The following is a 17,250-nucleotide window of genomic DNA, read 5'->3' on the forward strand; positions in this document are numbered from 1 at the left end:
TCCGTGACCTGTTGTTATAGGGTGACGCCCGGCGTCAGGGTCGCCGGCAGGGCAAGGCTGGCGGTCTCCAGCGAAGCCACGGGGTATGCGCAGTAGTCGGCGGCGTAATAGGCACTGGCGCGGTGGTTGCCACTGGCGCCCACACCCCCGAACGGCGCGCTGCTGGCGGCGCCGGTCAGCTGCTTGTTCCAGTTGACGATGCCAGCGCGGCTGCGCAGCCAGAAGTACTGGTAGCGGGCACGTGAATCGGACAGCAGGCCGGCGGCCAGGCCGTACTGGGTATCGTTGGCTTCATCGATGGCGGCATCGAAGTCGGCGTAACGGATCACCTGCAGCAGGGGGCCGAAGAACTCTTCGTCACGGCGATCAGCGACCGCGGTGACATCGATGATGCCCGGGGTCAGCAAAGCGGCATCGGCTTGAGGCTGGGTCATCTGCAACAAGCTGGTGGCGCCCTTGCCGAGCAATTCGGCCTGCGCCGCCACCAGCGCCCGGGCAGCCTGCAGCGAGATCACCGCACCCATGAAGGGCGCAGGCTGCTGATCGAAGGCGCCGACCGTGATGGACTTGCACACCTCGACCAACCGCGTGAGCAACGCATCACCCCAGGCGCCCTGCGGCACCAGCAGACGGCGGGCACAGGTGCAGCGCTGGCCGGCAGAGATGAACGCCGACTGGATGATGGTGTACACGGCAGCGTCCAGGTCCTTGACCTCATCTACCAGCAACGGATTGTTGCCACCCATTTCCAGCGCAAGGATCTTGTCCGGGCGCCCGGCGAACTGCTGATGCAGCAGGTTGCCGGTGCGGCTGGAGCCGGTGAAGAACAGGCCGTCGATACCTGGATTGGCCGCCAGCGCCACGCCCGTCTCGCGCGCGCCCTGGACCAGGTTCAGCACACCGGCCGGCAGACCTGCGGCAATCCAGCAGTTGACGGTCAGCTCGGCGACTTTCGGGGTCAGCTCACTGGGCTTGAACACCACACAGTTGCCCGCCAGCAGCGCAGGGACGATATGACCGTTTGGCAGGTGGCCTGGGAAGTTATAGGGGCCGAACACGGCGACCACGCCGTGGGGCTTGTGCCGCAGCACGGCGGTGGCATCGGCCAGCGGGCCGCTTTTCTCACCGGTGCGTTCACGGTAGCTCTGCACCGAGATCGCCACCTTGTTGACCATGCTGGTGACTTCCGTGGCCGATTCCCACAGCGGCTTGCCGGTTTCCTCACCAATACAGTGCGCCAGCGCATCGGCGTGCTGCTTGAGCTGATCGGCGAACTTTTCCAGCACGTCGATGCGCGCCTCCAGGCTGAGCTGCGCCCAGGCCGGGAACGCCTGACGGGCAGCCGCGACCGCCGCGTCGACCTGGCCAGCATCGGCACCGCGTCCCTTCCAGACAATGGATTGGCTGACCGGATTGAGCGATTGCAGGGCTTCACCCTGCCCGGCCTGCCAGTTACCGGCGATGTAATGTGTGGTCATTTACTTGCCTCCCGGCTTGCCGACAGCGGCACCGCGCGCACGTTGTCGCCAGCGCCCATGCGCAGGCGCTTGGCCGTCAGCGGGTCGACCACCAGGGTCCCGGCAGCCAGGCGCGCGGGGGCGGCGGTAATGCGGCAGTCATCGCGCTTGCGGTTGTGGATGATGTAAGGGGTGGCGTCATCGCCCGGCGTGCCCACTGCCAGCACCAGCGTCTGGCTTTCGCGCACGGCGCGAATCTTCGAGGTTTCGCATTCGATGGCCGGGCCTGCATCGAAGATGTCGACATAGCCCTGGTAGTTGAAACCCTCCTGCTTGAGCATCGCGAGTGCAGGTTCAGTGTCGGTGTGCACCCGACCGATGACCTCGCGCGCCGCCTCCGACAGGAAGCAGGTGTACAGCGGGAACTTGGGCATCAGCTCGGCGATGAACGATTTGTTGCCCACGCCGGTGAGGTAGTCGGCCTGGCTGAACTCCATCTTGAAGAAATGCCGCCCCAGGCTTTCCCAGAACGGCGAGCGGCCGTGTTCGTCGGACATGCCACGCATTTCGGCGATGATCTTGTTGCCGAACAGTTCAGGGAACTCAGCGATGAACAACATGCGCGCGCGCGACAGCAAGCGGCCATTGAGCCCGGAGCGATAGTCGCTGCGCAGGAACAACGAGCACAGCTCGGAGTTGCCGGTCAGGTCGTTGGCCAGGAACAGGGTGGGGATCTCGCGGTAGATGCCCAGCTCCTGCGAGGCGCTGACGGTCAGGCCGACCCGGTAGTTGTACCAGGGCTCGCGCAGGCCGACGGCACCGGCGATGGCACTGATGCCGACCACCAGGCCTTCATCGTTTTCCAGCACGAACAGGTAGTCGGTGTCGCCACGCTCAGCTTCGCCACGGAAGGTCTTTTCGGCCCAGCCGACTCGATGCCCGAGGCGTTCCTCGTTGGCTGGCAAGGTAGTCAGCCCAGTGGTGCCGGTGCTGCGTGCCAATTCGATCAGCGCGGGTAAATCGCTGCTGCGTACAGGACGAACGATCATGCTTTCTCCTTGTGCGGCAGCTGCGGCCACCGCAAAACTCTCTGTTCCCAGGCGTCAGACCGCGACCAGGCGCACGCTGGCGCCCTCGCCCACACCCAATGCTTCGGCTGCCTCGGCACTGAGGCTGACCGGCTTGCCCGGCACCCAGTCCAGCTCCACCAGCACGGCCCGGTAATCCTGCAGCTGGCCGTTGCATACCAGGTACGGCCGACCACCTTTGACCGGCGCCTCATCCAGCCTGACCGGCACCACGCGGCTCTGGGCGATCGAGCGAATGCCCGAGGCGCGCGCGTGCAAGGTTGGGCCGCCGTCGAAGATGTCGATGTAGTGCTCGGTCTCGAAGCCTTCGCGCATGAGGATGTCGAAGGTGATCTGCGCCCGCGGATGCACCTGGCCCATGGCTTCCTGGGCGGCATCCGGCAGCAGCGGTACGTAGATCGGGTAATGCGGCATCAGCTCGGCAAGGAAGGTGCGGCTTTTGAGTCCACACAGGCGCTCGGCATGGGCGTAGTTGAGGTCGAAGAAGTTGCGACCGATGGCGTCCCAGAACGGCGATTCGCCCTGCTCGTCGCTGTAACCGACGATCTCGGTGACCACCGAATCGGCGAAGCGCTCCGGGTGCGCCGCCATGAACAGCAGGCGACCGCGCGAATTGAGCTCGGCCCAGCCACTGTCGACCAGTTCGGGCAGCACATAAAAGCTGGTCAGCAGGCTGTTGCCGGTCAGGTCGTGGCACAGCGACAGAACATGGATCTTGTTGTGAATCTTCAGCTCGCGCGAAGCGTGCACGAAGGTTTCGTTACGGAAACTGTAGAACGGCTCGGAATAGCCGGCCGAAGCGACGATGGCCGAGCAACCGGCCAACTTGCCGGTCTTGCTGTCTTCGAGCACGAAGAAGTAGCTCTCTTCACCGTTGAAGCTGACTTCGGCGGCGAACGACGTTTCCGAGGCGGCGATCTTGTCGCCCAGACGGGCAGTATCGTCCGGCAGCGAGGTGACACCAACGGGGCTGTCTGCAGCCATGCGCTGCACTTCGTTCAGATCAGCCATTTGCGCGGGGCGCATCACCAGCATGGTGTCACTCCTTTGGAAAAACGGGCCGCTCAGGACGGCACGGAAAAACGGCAGGCGCGTGATTGAATCTGCAAGCACGCGCCCACACTGGAATTCAGGTATCGCCAGCCCGCTCAGGGCCGGCGAAAGGACCGCAGGCGGTTCAGCCCTGGGTCAGCTTGGCCACGGCGCGCTCGAAGCGGGCCAGGCCTTCGTCGATGTCGGCATCCTCGACCACCAGGCTGGGTGCGAAACGCACCACATCCGGGCCAGCCTGCAGCACCATCACACCTTCCTTCTCGGCGGCGTTGAGGATGTCCTTGGCCTTGCCCTGCCAGGCTTCGGTCAGCACGCAGCCGATCAGCAGGCCGACGCCGCGCACCTGGGAGAACAGGCCGGTCTGTTGGCCGATCTTTTCCAGACGGGTTTTGAAGCGCTCGTGCTTGGCTTTGATGCCAGCCAGGGTCTCAGGGGTATTGATCACGTCCAGCACGGCACAGGCGACGGCGCAGCCCAGCGGGTTGCCGCCATAGGTGGTGCCGTGGGTGCCTACGGCCAAGTGCTTGGCCAGGTCTGTCGTGGTGAGCATGGCGCCGATTGGGAAACCACCACCCAGGCTCTTGGCGCTGGTGAGGATGTCCGGGGTCACGCCGTAGTGCTGATAGGCATACAGCGAACCGGTACGGCCGACACCGGTCTGCACTTCGTCGAAGATCAGCAGGGCGTTGTGCTCGTCACACAGCTTGCGCGCACCTTCCAGGTACGCCTTGTCGGCCGGCACCACACCGCTCTCGCCCTGGATCGGCTCGATGACCACGGCGCAGGTCTTGTCGGAAATCTGCGCCTTCAACGCTTCCAGGTCGTTGTAGGGCACATGGCTGATGCCGGTGATCTTCGGGCCGAAACCGTCGGAGTATTTCGGCTGGCCACCGACGCTGACGGTGAACAGGGTGCGACCGTGGAAGCTGTTCACGGTGGCGATGATTTCATGCTTTTCGGGGCCGAAGCGGTCATGGGCGACGCGACGGGCCAGCTTGAAAGCGGCCTCGTTGGCCTCGGCGCCGGAGTTGCAGAAGAACGCACGGTCGGCAAAGGTGGCGTCGACCAGCTTGTGCGCCAAACGCAGGGCCGGCTCGTTGGTGAAGACGTTGGACACGTGCCAGAGGGTATTGGCCTGGTCGGTCAGGGCCTTGACCAGTGCTGGGTGGCAATGACCCAGGGCGTTCACCGCGATGCCGCCGGCAAAGTCGATGAGCTCGCGACCCGACTGGTCCCAGACGCGGGAACCCTCGCCTCGCACAGGAATGAAGGCCGCCGGAGAATAGTTGGGGACCATGACCTGGTCGAAATCGGCACGTTGCACCGGGGCTTGCTCAACGGACATCTGAGTCTCCTGAAGAGGAACGCTGGCCTGGAAGTGGCGAGCGATGGGGGGATTGTAAGGACTGATCAGCGCCTGTCCTTGCGGCCAAGCGACAACTTGTTACAGCGCAAAACCCTGTTTTACCCAGGCTTTCGGCAATGCGACAAACACTGTCGCAATCGCGCAGTGTACGGGAGAGAGGGGGCTGGGTGAACGGGTGTACACATATGAGGGGAAGTTGCTTGTACCGACCCTTTCGCGGGACAAGCCCGCTCCCACAAAGTTGGCGCTCACCTCAACTTGTGGGAGCGGGCTTGCCCCGCGAATAGGCCGGCACTGACGACTAAGATCTCAACCCTTTTCGGCAGGCGCCGAGCTCAGCTCGAACGGGCTGCTGCTACGCCGCTGATTACGATCTTCCCGCGGCGTTGCGCCAAAGAAGTTACGGTACGCACTGGAAAAATGCGGCCCGGACGAGAAACCGCACGACAACCCGATCTGAATGATCGACTTGCTGGTCTGCATCAGCATCTGCCGCGCCTTGTTCAGGCGCAGTTCCAGGTAATACTGGCTCGGCACCCGATTGAGGTATTGCTTGAAGATGCGCTCCAGTTGCCGGCGCGACACGCACACATGCTGGGCGATTTCGTCGGTGGTCAAGGGCTCTTCGATGTTGGCTTCCATCAGCAGTACCGCTTGGGTCAGCTTCGGATGACTGGAACCGAGGCGGTTCTGCAGCGGAATGCGCTGACGCTCACCACCCTCGCGAATGCGCTCGACCACCAGTTCCTCGGACACCGCCCCGGCAAGCTCGGCACCGTGATCGCGCGCCAGCACCGCCAGCAGCAAGTCGGTCACGGCCATGCCGCCACAAGCGGTCAGGCGATCACGATCCCAGTCGAACAGGTGACTGGTGGCAATCACCTTCGGGAAGCGCTCGGCAAAATCATCCTGCCAGCGCCAGTGCACCGCAGCACGATAGCCATCGAGCAGACCGAGCATGGCCAGCGGATACACCCCTGCGGAAAGACCGCCGATCATGCAGCCGCTGCGAGCCAGTTGCTTGAGCCCCGCCGAAAGCGCAGAGCCCACCGCTTGAGGCACGTCGTCAGCCAGCAGAAACAGCTTGTGACAGCCTTCCAGGCGGCCACTCCAGGGCTCGCCCGGCAACCGCCAGGCGCCCTCCTCGGCCGGCTCCGCCTGCAGGAAGGCCAGCTCGTAGACCACATCGGGATGCACCCGCTGGGCCACCAGCAACACTTCCTCCGCCAGCGCCAGGGTCAAAGGCCTGGTGCTGGGCCAGATGAGAAAACCGATACGCTGGGTGGTCATAGGGTGCGGTCCGAAACCTGGGGTCGTTCGAGTCTGTAGCGCCGGGGCAGGCTGCGCTCGCTGCGCAGCATGCCCTATTCTGGTGCAAAGGTGCAGCCTTTACTTCAGGCTGCCGGAGAGAAACTGCTTGAGCCGTTCCGATTGCGGGTTCGCCAGCACTTCGCGCGGGCAGCCGGTTTCTTCGACCAGGCCTTTGTGCAGGAACACCAGCTGGTTGGACACCTCGCGGGCAAAGCCCATCTCATGCGTCACCACCACCATGGTCCGGCCTTCCTGGGCCAGCGCCTGCATGACCTTGAGCACATCGCCAACCAACTCCGGGTCGAGTGCCGAGGTCGGTTCGTCGAACAGCATAACCTCAGGCTCCATGGCCAGCGCGCGGGCAATTGCCACACGTTGTTGCTCACCGCCGGACATGTGCCCGGGGAAAGCGTCCTTGCGGTGCGCCACGCCTACCTTGGCCAGGTAGTGCTCGGCCTTCTCAAGGGCTTCCTTCTTGCTCACGCCCAGCACGTGCACAGGCGCTTCGATGATGTTTTCCAGCGCGGTCATGTGCGACCACAGGTTGAAGTGCTGGAACACCATCGACAGGCGCGAGCGCATGCGCTGCAACTGGCGGGGGTCGGATGCCTTCAGCGCGCCGTCCTTGCTGGCGACCAGCTTCAGCTCTTCGTTGTTGAGCAGGATCTTGCCGGCGTGCGGCTGCTCGAGCAGGTTTATGCAGCGCAGGAAAGTCGACTTGCCCGAACCGCTGGAGCCGATGATGCTGATCACATCGCCTGCCTTGGCCGCCAGGGACACGCCCTTGAGGACTTCATGGCTGCCATAGCGCTTGTGCAGGTCTTGGACTTCGAGTTTGTACATGCTGTCGGTTCTCACAGAGCGTTCAGTGCTTGCGCGGCGCCAGGTAGCCGAGCCAGCGGCGTTCGGCCATCTTGAACAGGCGCACCAGGATGAAGGTCAGGCACAGATAGAACACGCCCGCCGTGATGTAGGCCTCGAAAGGCAGGTAGTACTGGGCATTGACCGTGCGTGCGGCACCGGTGATGTCGATCAGCGTGACGATCGACGCCAGGCTGGTGGTCTGCAGCATCATGATCACTTCGTTGCTGTACTGCGGCAACGCCCGGCGCAGGGCTGACGGCAGCAGGATGCGGCGGTACATCTTCATGCGCGACATGCCCATGGCCTTGGCCGCCTCGATCTCGCCATGGGGCGTGGCCTTGAGGCTGCCGGCGATGATTTCGGCGGTGTAGGCACTGGTATTGATACCGAATGCCAGGCAGGCACAGAAGGTCGCACTGGACAGCAATGGCCAGAAGATACTCTCGCGCACCGCCTCGAACTGAGCCAGGCCGTAGTAGATCAGAAACAGCTGCACCAGCATCGGCGTACCGCGAATCACGTAGGTATACAGCCATGCCGTGAAGTTCACCACCGGTTGCCTGGACACGCGCATCAGGCCCAGCGGCACAGCCGCCAGCAGGCCGAAGAACAGCGATATCGCCAGCAACTTGAGGGTCGTCAGCAAGCCGCCAAGGTACAGCGGCATGGCTTCCCAGACGACGTTGTAGTCGAAGATCATAGTTCAGCCACCTTGACGCCCACCGAGTAGCGCTTCTCGAGATACTTCAGGGCCAGCAGCGAGACACTGGTCAGCACCAGGTACAACGCCGCCACCGCGAGGAAGAAGGTAAAGGGTTCGCGCGTGGCATCTGCCGCCTGCTTGGCCTTGAACATCATGTCCTGCAGGCCGACCACCGAGATCAGCGCTGTGGCCTTGGTCAGCACCAGCCAGTTGTTGGTGAAGCCTGGGATCGCCAGGCGGATCATCTGCGGCACCTGGATGCGGAAGAATACCTGACGGTTGCTCATGCCATAGGCCACGCCGGCTTCGGCCTGGCCCTTGGGAATACCGAGGAAGGCGCCGCGGAAGGTCTCCGACAGATACGCGCCAAAGATGAAGCCCAGCGTGCCGATACCGGCGACCAGCGGGTTCAAGTCGATGTAGTCGTCGTAGCCGAGCAGCGGCGCCACTCGGTTGATGATGTCCTGGCCGCCATAGAAGATCAGCAGGATCAGCACCAGGTCCGGAATCCCGCGGATCACCGTGGAATACATATCGCCCAACCAGGCCAGCCAGCGCACCGGCGACAAGCGCAGCGCCACGCCGATCAGGCCGAGCACGATGGCCAGGGCCATCGACGACAGGGCGAGCTGCAGCGTCAGCCACGCCCCGTCGAGGATGACTGCCCCGTAGCCTTTCAACATGATGAGGTCCTCGACCTAGAGAATGAAAAATGGTGCAAACCTCAGAGCCTCTGTTGTTTGCACCATTGCACAGGTGAAACTCGACGTCTTAGTTCGAGTCTGGACCGTAGATATCGAAGTTGAAGTACTTCTTCTCGATCTCTTTGTACTTGCCGTTGGCACGGATGGCATCGATGGCGGCATTGATGCGGTCGGCGTTGGCCTTGTCACCCTTGCGCACGGCGATACCGACGCCATCACCAAAGTACTTCACGTCGGTGAACGATGGGCCTACGAAGGCAAAGCCTTTGCCGGCGTCGGTTTTCAGGAAGCCGTCTTCGAGCAGCGTGGCATCGGCCACGGTGCCGTCGAGGCGGCCAGCGGCGACGTCCAGGTAGATTTCGTTCTGGGTGCCGTAAGGCACGACGGTGGCGCCTTGCGGGGCCAGCACTTCCTTGGCGAAGCGGTCGTGGATCGAGCCGCGCTGCACGCCGATCTTCTTGCCTTTGAGTTCAGCCAGGCTGTCGCTCACGGCAGTGCCTTCCTTCATCACCAGACGGGCTGGGGTCAGGTAATAGCGCTTGGTGAAGTCGACCGATTTCTTGCGGTCTTCGGTGATCGACATGGACGACAGGATGGCATCGATCTTACGCACTTTCAGCGCTGGGATCAGGCCATCGAATTCCTGCTCGACCCAGGTGCACTTGGCTTTCATCTCTTCGCACAGGGCGTTGCCGATGTCGTAGTCGAAACCGGCGATGCTGCCATCAGGCTGCTTGAAGGCGAAGGGTGGGTAGGCGGCTTCGATACCGATTTTCAACGGTTTTTCTTCGGCCTGCGACACCAGGGAAAACACGGAAAGCGCCAGGGCGCCAAGCAGTGCGAGCTTCTTCATCAGGTAACTCCATCGGTACGGGGCAATACAAGGCAGAGTAACAGCTGCCCGATATGCGAATGGGTACAACGCAAGCCGCGCAAGGTCGATCGATGACCACGAGCGAGTGAGTGGCATTTTAACGACAGCCCGATAGTCGATATTTCTTCAAAGCGACAACTACTTACAGAAGCGCTTGAAATCGCATCGAGCCAGGTTGACAGCCTTTGCAAAATATGCAAATGCGAGGGAAATAGAACCCATAGATCTAGCAATTACTGGGCCTATTATTGGCAAAGCCTTGTTCTACGGCAAGCGCAGCGTGCTGCGCTACACAAAATGCCAGGAAAAACGCACCCAAAGGGCACTCTATTGTTTCTCAGCACCCCATTTTTGTGCGAATTCGCTGACAGAAGAGTTACCGATGAATGTCGGGTAACAGAGCAAGACTTGATATTTCCTTGAAGCCATTCGCGGGCTTGCCCGCGAATGGGCTGCAGAGCAGCCCCAGTATCGGTCAGGCCGAAGCCAGGTTCATCGCCTTGTGGGTATCGATCAAATGCTGCACCACCCCCGGATCGGCCAGCGTCGAAATATCACCCAGCGCATCGTATTCACCGGTGGCGATCTTGCGCAGGATCCGCCGCATGATCTTGCCCGAGCGGGTCTTCGGCAGCCCCGGCGCCCACTGGATCACATCCGGCGAAGCGATCGGACCGATCTCCTTGCGCACCCAGTTCTTGAGCTCCAGGCGCAATTGCTCGCTCGACTCGACACCGGCATTGAGGGTGACGTAGACATAAATACCCTGCCCCTTGATGTCGTGCGGCACACCCACCACGGCGGCCTCGGCCACCTTGGCATGGGCCACCATGGCGCTCTCGATCTCGGCGGTGCCCATGCGGTGACCGGATACGTTGAGCACGTCATCGACCCGCCCGGTGATCCAGTAGTAGCCATCCTCGTCGCGGCGCGCGCCGTCACCGGTGAAATACATGCCACGGAAGGTCTTGAAGTAGGTGTCGACGAAGCGGTCGTGGTCGCCGTACAGCGAACGCGACTGGCCAGGCCAGGAATCGAGAATCACCAGGTTGCCTTCGGCCGCGCCGTCGATCAGGTTACCGAGGTTATCCACCAGCGCCGGCACCACGCCAAAGAACGGGCGGGTCGCCGAGCCCGGCTTGAGGCCAGTGGCACCCGGCAGCGGGCTGATCAGGATGCCGCCGGTTTCGGTCTGCCACCAGGTGTCGACGATCGGGCAGCGTTCCTTGCCCACGGTCTTGTAGTACCAGTTCCACGCCTCGGGGTTGATCGGCTCGCCCACCGAGCCCAGCAGGCGCAGGCTGGAACCGTCGGCGCCGGCAACGGCCGCCTCGCCTTCGGCCATCATCGCGCGGATGGCGGTAGGGGCGGTGTAGAGGATGTTGACCTTGTGCTTGTCGACGATCTTCGACACCCGGGTGATGTCCGGGTAGTTCGGCACGCCTTCGAACAGCAGCGTGGTCGCGCCATTGGCCAGCGGGCCGTAGACGATATAGCTGTGGCCGGTGACCCAACCGACGTCGGCGGTGCACCAGTACACTTCGCCCGGGCGATAGTCGAATACGCGCTCATGGGTCAGCGCGGCATAGACAAGGTAGCCGCCAGTTGTGTGCAGCACGCCCTTGGGCTTGCCGGTTGAGCCGGAGGTATAAAGGATGAACAGCGCTTCCTCGGCGCCCATCTCCTTGGGCGCGCAGTGGCTGGAGGCAACCTTCATCAAGTCTTCGTACCAGATGTCGCGGTGCTGGTGCCAGGCGATGTCGCCACCGGTGCGCTTGCACACGATGATCTTCTGCACGCTGTTGGTTTCCGGGTTGGTCAGCGCCAGGTCGACGTTGGCCTTGAGCGGGGTACGACGGCCACCACGCACGCCCTCGTCGGCGGTGATCACCACCTTGGATTTGCAATCGATGATCCGCCCCGCCAGCGCCTCCGGCGAGAAACCACCGAACACCACCGAGTGGATGGCACCGATGCGGGCACAGGCCAGCATGGCCACCACGGCCTCCGGGATCATCGGCATGTAGATGGTCACCACATCGCCACGGTGCACGTCCTGGCCACGCAGGGCGTTGGCGAACTTGCAGACCTGCTCGTGCAGCTCGCGGTAGGTGATGTTGCGGTGTTCGGAGGGGTCGTCGCCCTCCCAGATGATTGCCAGCTGGTCGCCGCGCTCGGCGAGATGGCGGTCCAGGCAGTTGGAAGAAACGTTCAGAGTGCCGTCGGCAAACCACTTGATATCGACATGATGGTCGTCGAAAGAGGTCTGCTTGACCTTGGTGAAAGGCTTGATCCAGTCCAGACGCTGGGCCTGCTCACGCCAGAAGCCGTCCGGGTTGATCACCGATTGCTGGTACATGGCCTTGTAGGTGGCCTCGTCGGTCAGGGTAGTGGCCGCAACCTCGGGACGAACGGGATACAGTGGAGCCGCACTCATCTGTGTTACCTCGGTGTAATAGTTGTTTTTGTATGGAACCGTTTGTAACTGTACCAGAGCGGCAAAAGCCATACGACGATGGTAGTAACGCGACCGAATGTAAACCCGGCAATTGGCGGAGAAGGCGCTAGGCCGCAGCCGGCGGCCCGGCGAGGGGTAAAAACGAAATATCCTGCCGATGGATTGTTACAGATTCTGTCAAAAGGCGAAAAAACTTTATCAAAACACCCTCTGTTTCCCTTAATTGGCCAGGCATAAGATTCACCTCGCCAGCAACGGCAAGGGATTAACAACTGGAAACAGTAACAGCCCCCACGAAGGCAACCTGTTAATCCCCTACTAATCCGATAGTTGAAAACTTGGCTTTATTCGCGGCGCCACACGTGCCGCGCGCCCCTTCACGACCTTAGACAGGTAAATAGAAAATGAAAGCTTTACTGGCATTGGTACTTGGCAGTCTTTGCAGCGCGGCGATGGCCGGCGAGGCAAACGATGTCGAGCAGATTCCGGTTGAACAGTACAGTTACTCGCAGCATCTGGACATCGCTCGCGTCATCTCCATGAGCGAAGTGCCGAATGTCTGCGAAGTCGTGCCTGCCCGCATGACCTATGAAGATTCCCAGGGCCAGAAGCACATTCTCGAATACCGCGTGATGGGCAACGGCTGCTCCAACGGCTGATCGTTTCGGCTGAACAGGGCCCCACGGGGGCCCGCTCGCGATCTAACTAATCTGCAGACTTGCCGAGCGAATAATCTCGCAACTTGTTGGCGATCGTTGTATGGGATACGCCCAAGCGTTTACCCAGCGCGCGACTACTTGAGTATTCGCCCAGCAAACTTTCCAATACCGCCTTTTCAAATCGTCCGACAATGTCTGAAAGATTTCCATCCAAAGAAAACTCACCCAGCGGTTGCCGAACCCCATAGTCTGGCAAGCGGATATGCTCGCTCTTCACCACCCCGCCTTCACACAATGAAACGGCTTGGAACAATACGTTTTCCAGTTGCCGAACATTGCCTGGCCAATGGTAGTGCGCAAGTTTGTCCATCGCCGCCGGCGCCAGGCGCGGCATGGCGCAACCGATCTGCCGGCTGGCCTGATCGAGGAAGTGCTGCACCAACCCCTCAAGGCCATCCATGCACTCGCGCAGCGGCGGTATGTGCAACGACAGCACATTGAGGCGGTGATAGAGGTCCTGACGGAACTCGCCACGGGCGCACAATTCGGACAGGTCCACCTGGGTTGCGCAGATCACCCGAACATCCAGGTACACCTCTTCATCGCTGCCGACGCGCCGGAAGCACCCGTCCTGCAGAAAGCGCAGCAGTTTTACCTGCAGCCGGGGGCTCATTTCCCCTACTCCATCGAGAAACAGCGTGCCGCCAGCGGTCAGTTCCAGCAGCCCAAGCTTGCCTTCGGCGCGCGCACCCTCGAAAGCCCCCGGGCCATAACCGAACAGCTCGGTTTCAGCCATGGATTCCGGCAGGCCGGCGCAGTTGAGCGCCATCAACGGCGCCTGGCCGCGCGGGCTGGCCAGGTGACAGGCGCGCGCCAGCAACTCTTTGCCCGTGCCGGTCTCGCCTTCGATCAGCAGTGGCGCATCCAGTGGCGCCATGCGCCGTGCCTCGCGCACCACCGCCGCCATCACCCGCGAACTCTGGAAGATGCTGTCGAAGCCGCGCAGTTCCTGCTTGCGCACGTTATAGATACGCTCGCCAATACGGTCAGCGCGGTGCAGTGTAAGCACGGCGCCAGCCAACGCTTCGCTTTCGTCATGTTCGGACTGCAGCGGTGCAATGTCGGCCAGAAACACATCGCCTTTGACCTTCACCCGCAGACCGTTGATGCGCGACTGGTTGGCCCGTACCAGCTCCGGCAGATCGAAATCCTCGACGTAGCGCGCCAATGGCATGCCGGGCACCTCGTCGACGCGCACGCCGAGCAACTGCGCGGCGCTACGGTTGGCGGCCACGATGCTGCCGCCCATATCCACCGACAGTACGGGGAAATCCAGCGCCCCCAACAGCGCATTGAGCTCCATGTGCCGCCGCTCGCTGGGCATCAGGCCTACGCGCTTGACTCCGAACACCCCGGCAATCGACTCGAATTTTGGCCGCAGTGCCTGGAACTGCAGATTGATCAGATTCGGGCAGTGCAGATAGATGGCGTTGCCATGGTCGCCCCCCACCTCACCACGCAGCACGTTGATGCCGTACTCCACCAGCAGGTTGAGGATGTCGCGAAGGATGCCGATTCGGTTCTGGCAGTGCACTTTGATACGCATGAAAGCTCTCGAAGCAGCGAAGTTTTTTAACTGCGCGCAGAAAAGTCGTAAAGATAAGCTGACAAAAAGAGCCCTAACGCCAGCCAGATGTGTCGAATTTTCCGTGATGACGGGCTTTTTGTAAAATTATCGTTACGAAACGCCCGCAAAAAACCTCGAATTGCACCCTGTGACCGCGTGCATTTGAGCGAATGAAGGGATATTCCTAGCGTATGTCGTGGACATAACAAGAAAGCCCTCACCAGGAGAGCCACATGAAACAGACGCAGTACGTGGCACGCGAGCCCGATGCGCACGGTTTTATCGACTACCCGCAGCAAGAGCATGCGGTGTGGAACACGCTGATCACTCGCCAACTGAAGGTGATCGAAGGCCGCGCCTGCCAGGAGTACCTGGACGGTATCGACCAGCTCAAGCTGCCCCATGACCGCATCCCGCAACTGGGCGAGGTCAACAAGGTGCTGGGCGCCACCACTGGTTGGCAGGTTGCCCGCGTGCCAGCGCTGATCCCCTTCCAGACGTTCTTCGAGCTGCTGGCCAGCAAACGCTTCCCGGTCGCCACGTTCATCCGCACGCCGGAAGAACTGGACTACCTGCAGGAACCGGACATCTTCCACGAGATTTTTGGGCATTGCCCGCTGCTGACCAACCCCTGGTTCGCCGAATTCACCCACACCTATGGCAAGCTCGGCCTGGCTGCAACCAAGGAACAACGCGTGTACCTGGCGCGACTGTACTGGATGACCATCGAGTTCGGCCTGATGGAGACCCCACAAGGTCGCAAGATCTACGGCGGCGGCATCCTCTCCTCGCCCAAGGAAACCGTCTACAGTTTGTCCGGTGAGCCGGAGCACCAGGCCTTCGACCCGGTCGAGGCCATGCGCACCCCGTACCGTATCGACATTCTGCAGCCGCTGTATTTCGTGCTGCCGAACCTCAAGCGCCTGTTCGACCTGGCCCACGAAGACATCATGGGCATGGTCCAGCACGCCATGCAGCTAGGGCTGCATGCACCGAAGTTTCCACCCAAGGTCGCCGCCTGAGCGGCCTTGCGACAATAACTCGAATCGGAAAAAAACCCATGAATGCCTTGAACCAAGCCCACTGCGAAGCCTGCCGCGCCGATGCGCCGAAAGTCACCGACGAGGAGCTGGCCGAACTGATCCGCGAGATCCCAGACTGGAACATCGAAGTACGCGACGGCCACATGGAGCTGGAGCGCGTGTTCCTGTTCAAGAACTTCAAGCATGCCCTGGCCTTCACCAACGCCGTGGGCGAAATCGCTGAAGCCGAAGGCCACCACCCGGGCCTGCTGACCGAATGGGGCAAGGTCACCGTGACCTGGTGGAGCCACTCGATCAAAGGCCTGCACCGCAACGATTTCATCATGTGCGCGCGCACCGACAAGGTGGCCGAAACGGCCGAAGGCCGTAAGTAAACACCACCGACAGGGCCGCAACGGCCCTGTTTTTTTGCCCGATAATGTCCGGTATCCGCCCGCAAAACCGACAAGCGACCGGGAAAAAATCCAAACTGTCATCCAGACTTGTGTATCCTGCCCCAGCTTTGCAAAGCTCCAAACGCGCCTGGCGCAGACTTTTCACTCACACTTGCGAGGACGACGAGATGCACGAGATCCCGAATCTTCCCTTCCCAAGCCTGAACCCAGAAGAGCCCACCGTTGCCGCCCACTCCGAACCGACGCCCGCCGTCGAGGATGGCGACGATCAATCCAGCGCTGACCAGGAATAACCGCGCATCCCCCCGACAGTGTGAAAACGGCTGATCTGCGGACTACCGCCTTCATCACGTTTTCACACCGTCCAGAACAGTAGGCCCCCATGCCCCACTCACCGCGCCCTCTTGCGGTCACCCTGCAAGTCGTCTCCATCGTCCTGTTCACCTTCATCGGCTACCTGAACATCGGCATCCCCCTGGCCGTGCTGCCCGGCTATGTGCACAACGACCTGGGCTTCAGCACCGTGATCGCGGGCCTTGTGATCAGCGTGCAATACCTGGCCACCCTGCTCAGCCGCCCCACTGCAAGCCGCATCATCGACAACCTGGGCAGCAAGAAGGCGGTCATGTATGGCCTTGCCGGGTGCGGCCTGAGCGGTGTGTTCATGCTCGCCTGCGCCTACCTCACTCACCTGCCGTGGCTGAGCCTGACCTGCCTGCTGGTCGGCCGCCTGGTGCTCGGCAGCGCCGAGAGCCTGGTGGGCTCTGGCTCGATTGGCTGGGGGATTGGCCGGGTCGGCGCCGACAACACGGCCAAGGTCATTTCCTGGAACGGCATCGCCAGCTACGGCGCCCTGGCCATCGGCGCCCCGCTGGGCGTGTTGATGGTCAAGCAACTGGGGCTGTGGAGCATGGGCGTGAGCATCATTCTGCTGTGCGTGCTCGGGCTGTTGCTGGCCTGGCCAAAACGCGCGGCGCCGATCGTCAGCGGCGTGCGCCTGCCGTTCCTGCAGGTGCTGGGCAAAGTGTTCCCGCATGGTTCGGGGCTGGCGCTGGGCTCGATCGGGTTCGGCACCATCGCCACCTTCATCACCCTGTATTACGCCAGCCAAGGATGGGCGAATGCAGCACTGACCTTGAGCCTGTTCGGCGCCAGCTTTATCTGCGCGCGGCTGTTGTTCGGCAACCTGATCAACCGGATTGGCGGGTTTCGCGTGGCGATCGCCTGCCTTTGCGTGGAGACCCTGGGCTTGCTGATGCTGTGGCTGGCACCCAGCGCCGAAATGGCATTGACTGGGGCCGCACTCAGCGGCTTCGGCTTCTCGCTGGTATTTCCGGCGCTGGGGGTGGAGGCGGTCAATCAGGTATCAGCGGCCAACCGTGGAGCGGCGGTGGGCGCGTATTCATTGTTCATCGATTTGTCACTGGGGATCACCGGGCCACTGGTGGGCGCGGTGGCGTCCGGGTTCGGGTTTGCTTCCATGTTCCTGTTTGCGGCAGCGGCGGCATTCTGCGGGCTTGGGCTGAGCTTGTACCTTTACAGGCAAGCGTGGCGGGCTCGAGATACAATGCAGCAAGTCTGATCCTGGAGTGTCTGCAGCGGCCCCTTCGCGGGCAAGCCCGCTCCCACAGGGTCAGCATCGCTGCAA

At 61.8% G+C, this 17,250-nt stretch carries 16 protein-coding genes; 5 read left to right on the forward strand and 11 right to left on the reverse strand.

Annotated elements, in window-relative coordinates; all coding sequences use genetic code 11:
* Nucleotides 1-14 precede the first annotated feature (14 nt).
* From astD to acs, 10 genes are all read right to left on the reverse strand, one after another.
* Nucleotides 15-1,478 (reverse strand): succinylglutamate-semialdehyde dehydrogenase, encoded by a 1,464-nt coding sequence (gene astD, locus ACIPZF_RS03430; RefSeq protein WP_400795231.1) that lies wholly within the window; start codon nucleotides 1,476-1,478, stop codon nucleotides 15-17.
* Nucleotides 1,475-2,506, reverse strand: a complete 1,032-nt coding sequence (gene astA / locus ACIPZF_RS03435) for an arginine N-succinyltransferase (protein WP_400795233.1) — start codon at nucleotides 2,504-2,506, stop codon at nucleotides 1,475-1,477. The genes astD and astA overlap by 4 nt, the downstream gene beginning before the upstream one ends.
* Nucleotides 2,507-2,560: 54 nt before the next feature.
* Nucleotides 2,561-3,580, reverse strand: coding sequence for an arginine/ornithine succinyltransferase subunit alpha (gene aruF / locus ACIPZF_RS03440; protein WP_400795235.1), 1,020 nt, complete (start codon nucleotides 3,578-3,580; stop codon nucleotides 2,561-2,563).
* Between the two features lie 142 nt (nucleotides 3,581-3,722).
* Nucleotides 3,723-4,943 (reverse strand): aspartate aminotransferase family protein, encoded by a 1,221-nt coding sequence (locus ACIPZF_RS03445; RefSeq protein ID WP_400795237.1) that lies wholly within the window; start codon nucleotides 4,941-4,943, stop codon nucleotides 3,723-3,725.
* Between the two features lie 330 nt (nucleotides 4,944-5,273).
* A complete protein-coding gene (gene argR, locus ACIPZF_RS03450; protein ID WP_400795239.1) occupies nucleotides 5,274-6,254 on the reverse strand; it encodes a transcriptional regulator ArgR in 981 nt (326 codons plus the stop codon).
* A 99-nt stretch (nucleotides 6,255-6,353) separates the two neighbouring features.
* Nucleotides 6,354-7,118: an ABC transporter ATP-binding protein gene (locus ACIPZF_RS03455; protein WP_400795241.1), complete on the reverse strand. Its 765-nt coding sequence runs from the start codon at nucleotides 7,116-7,118 to the stop codon at nucleotides 6,354-6,356.
* A 22-nt stretch (nucleotides 7,119-7,140) separates the two neighbouring features.
* Complete coding sequence (locus ACIPZF_RS03460; protein ID WP_400795243.1) at nucleotides 7,141-7,839, reverse strand: ABC transporter permease; 699 nt, start codon at nucleotides 7,837-7,839, stop codon at nucleotides 7,141-7,143.
* Entirely contained in the window at nucleotides 7,836-8,525 is a 690-nt protein-coding gene (locus ACIPZF_RS03465; RefSeq protein WP_400795245.1) for an ABC transporter permease, read from the reverse strand. Before ACIPZF_RS03465 ends, ACIPZF_RS03460 begins: the two co-directional genes overlap by 4 nt.
* 88 nt (nucleotides 8,526-8,613) lie before the next feature.
* Complete coding sequence (locus ACIPZF_RS03470; protein ID WP_400795247.1) at nucleotides 8,614-9,399, reverse strand: ABC transporter substrate-binding protein; 786 nt, start codon at nucleotides 9,397-9,399, stop codon at nucleotides 8,614-8,616.
* Nucleotides 9,400-9,895: 496 nt separating this feature from the next.
* Nucleotides 9,896-11,857 carry an acetate--CoA ligase gene (acs, locus tag ACIPZF_RS03475; protein WP_400795249.1) on the reverse strand — a complete coding sequence of 654 codons (1,962 nt, stop codon included), beginning with the start codon at nucleotides 11,855-11,857 and terminating at the stop codon, nucleotides 9,896-9,898.
* 425 nt (nucleotides 11,858-12,282) lie between these two features.
* Between acs and ACIPZF_RS03480 the strand changes: the two genes are divergently transcribed.
* Nucleotides 12,283-12,537: a DUF2790 domain-containing protein gene (locus ACIPZF_RS03480; protein WP_400795251.1), complete on the forward strand. Its 255-nt coding sequence runs from the start codon at nucleotides 12,283-12,285 to the stop codon at nucleotides 12,535-12,537.
* Nucleotides 12,538-12,583: 46 nt separating this feature from the next.
* On the opposite strand, the gene ACIPZF_RS03485 is transcribed toward ACIPZF_RS03480, so the two are convergent.
* Nucleotides 12,584-14,143, reverse strand: coding sequence for a sigma-54-dependent transcriptional regulator (locus tag ACIPZF_RS03485; protein WP_400795253.1), 1,560 nt, complete (start codon nucleotides 14,141-14,143; stop codon nucleotides 12,584-12,586).
* A 254-nt stretch (nucleotides 14,144-14,397) separates the two neighbouring features.
* On the opposite strand from ACIPZF_RS03485, the gene phhA reads away from it, so the two are divergent.
* The 4 genes from phhA (at nucleotide 14,398) to ACIPZF_RS03505 (ending at nucleotide 17,184) form a co-directional block, all read left to right on the forward strand.
* The gene (gene phhA / locus ACIPZF_RS03490; RefSeq protein WP_400795255.1) at nucleotides 14,398-15,186 is read left to right on the forward strand and encodes a phenylalanine 4-monooxygenase; all 789 of its coding nucleotides are present in this window, start codon (nucleotides 14,398-14,400) and stop codon (nucleotides 15,184-15,186) included.
* 38 nt (nucleotides 15,187-15,224) lie between these two features.
* Nucleotides 15,225-15,581, forward strand: a complete 357-nt coding sequence (locus ACIPZF_RS03495) for a 4a-hydroxytetrahydrobiopterin dehydratase (protein WP_003254532.1) — start codon at nucleotides 15,225-15,227, stop codon at nucleotides 15,579-15,581.
* A gap of 188 nt (nucleotides 15,582-15,769) precedes the next feature.
* Nucleotides 15,770-15,895, forward strand: a complete 126-nt coding sequence (locus ACIPZF_RS03500; RefSeq protein WP_255212384.1) for a hypothetical protein — start codon at nucleotides 15,770-15,772, stop codon at nucleotides 15,893-15,895.
* A gap of 89 nt (nucleotides 15,896-15,984) precedes the next feature.
* The gene (locus tag ACIPZF_RS03505) at nucleotides 15,985-17,184 is read left to right on the forward strand and encodes an MFS transporter (protein ID WP_400795257.1); all 1,200 of its coding nucleotides are present in this window, start codon (nucleotides 15,985-15,987) and stop codon (nucleotides 17,182-17,184) included.
* Nucleotides 17,185-17,250: the final 66 nt, after the last annotated feature.

The sequence above is a fragment of the Pseudomonas sp. NPDC089752 genome (assembly GCF_044748725.1).
GTDB lineage: Bacteria > Pseudomonadota > Gammaproteobacteria > Pseudomonadales > Pseudomonadaceae > Aquipseudomonas.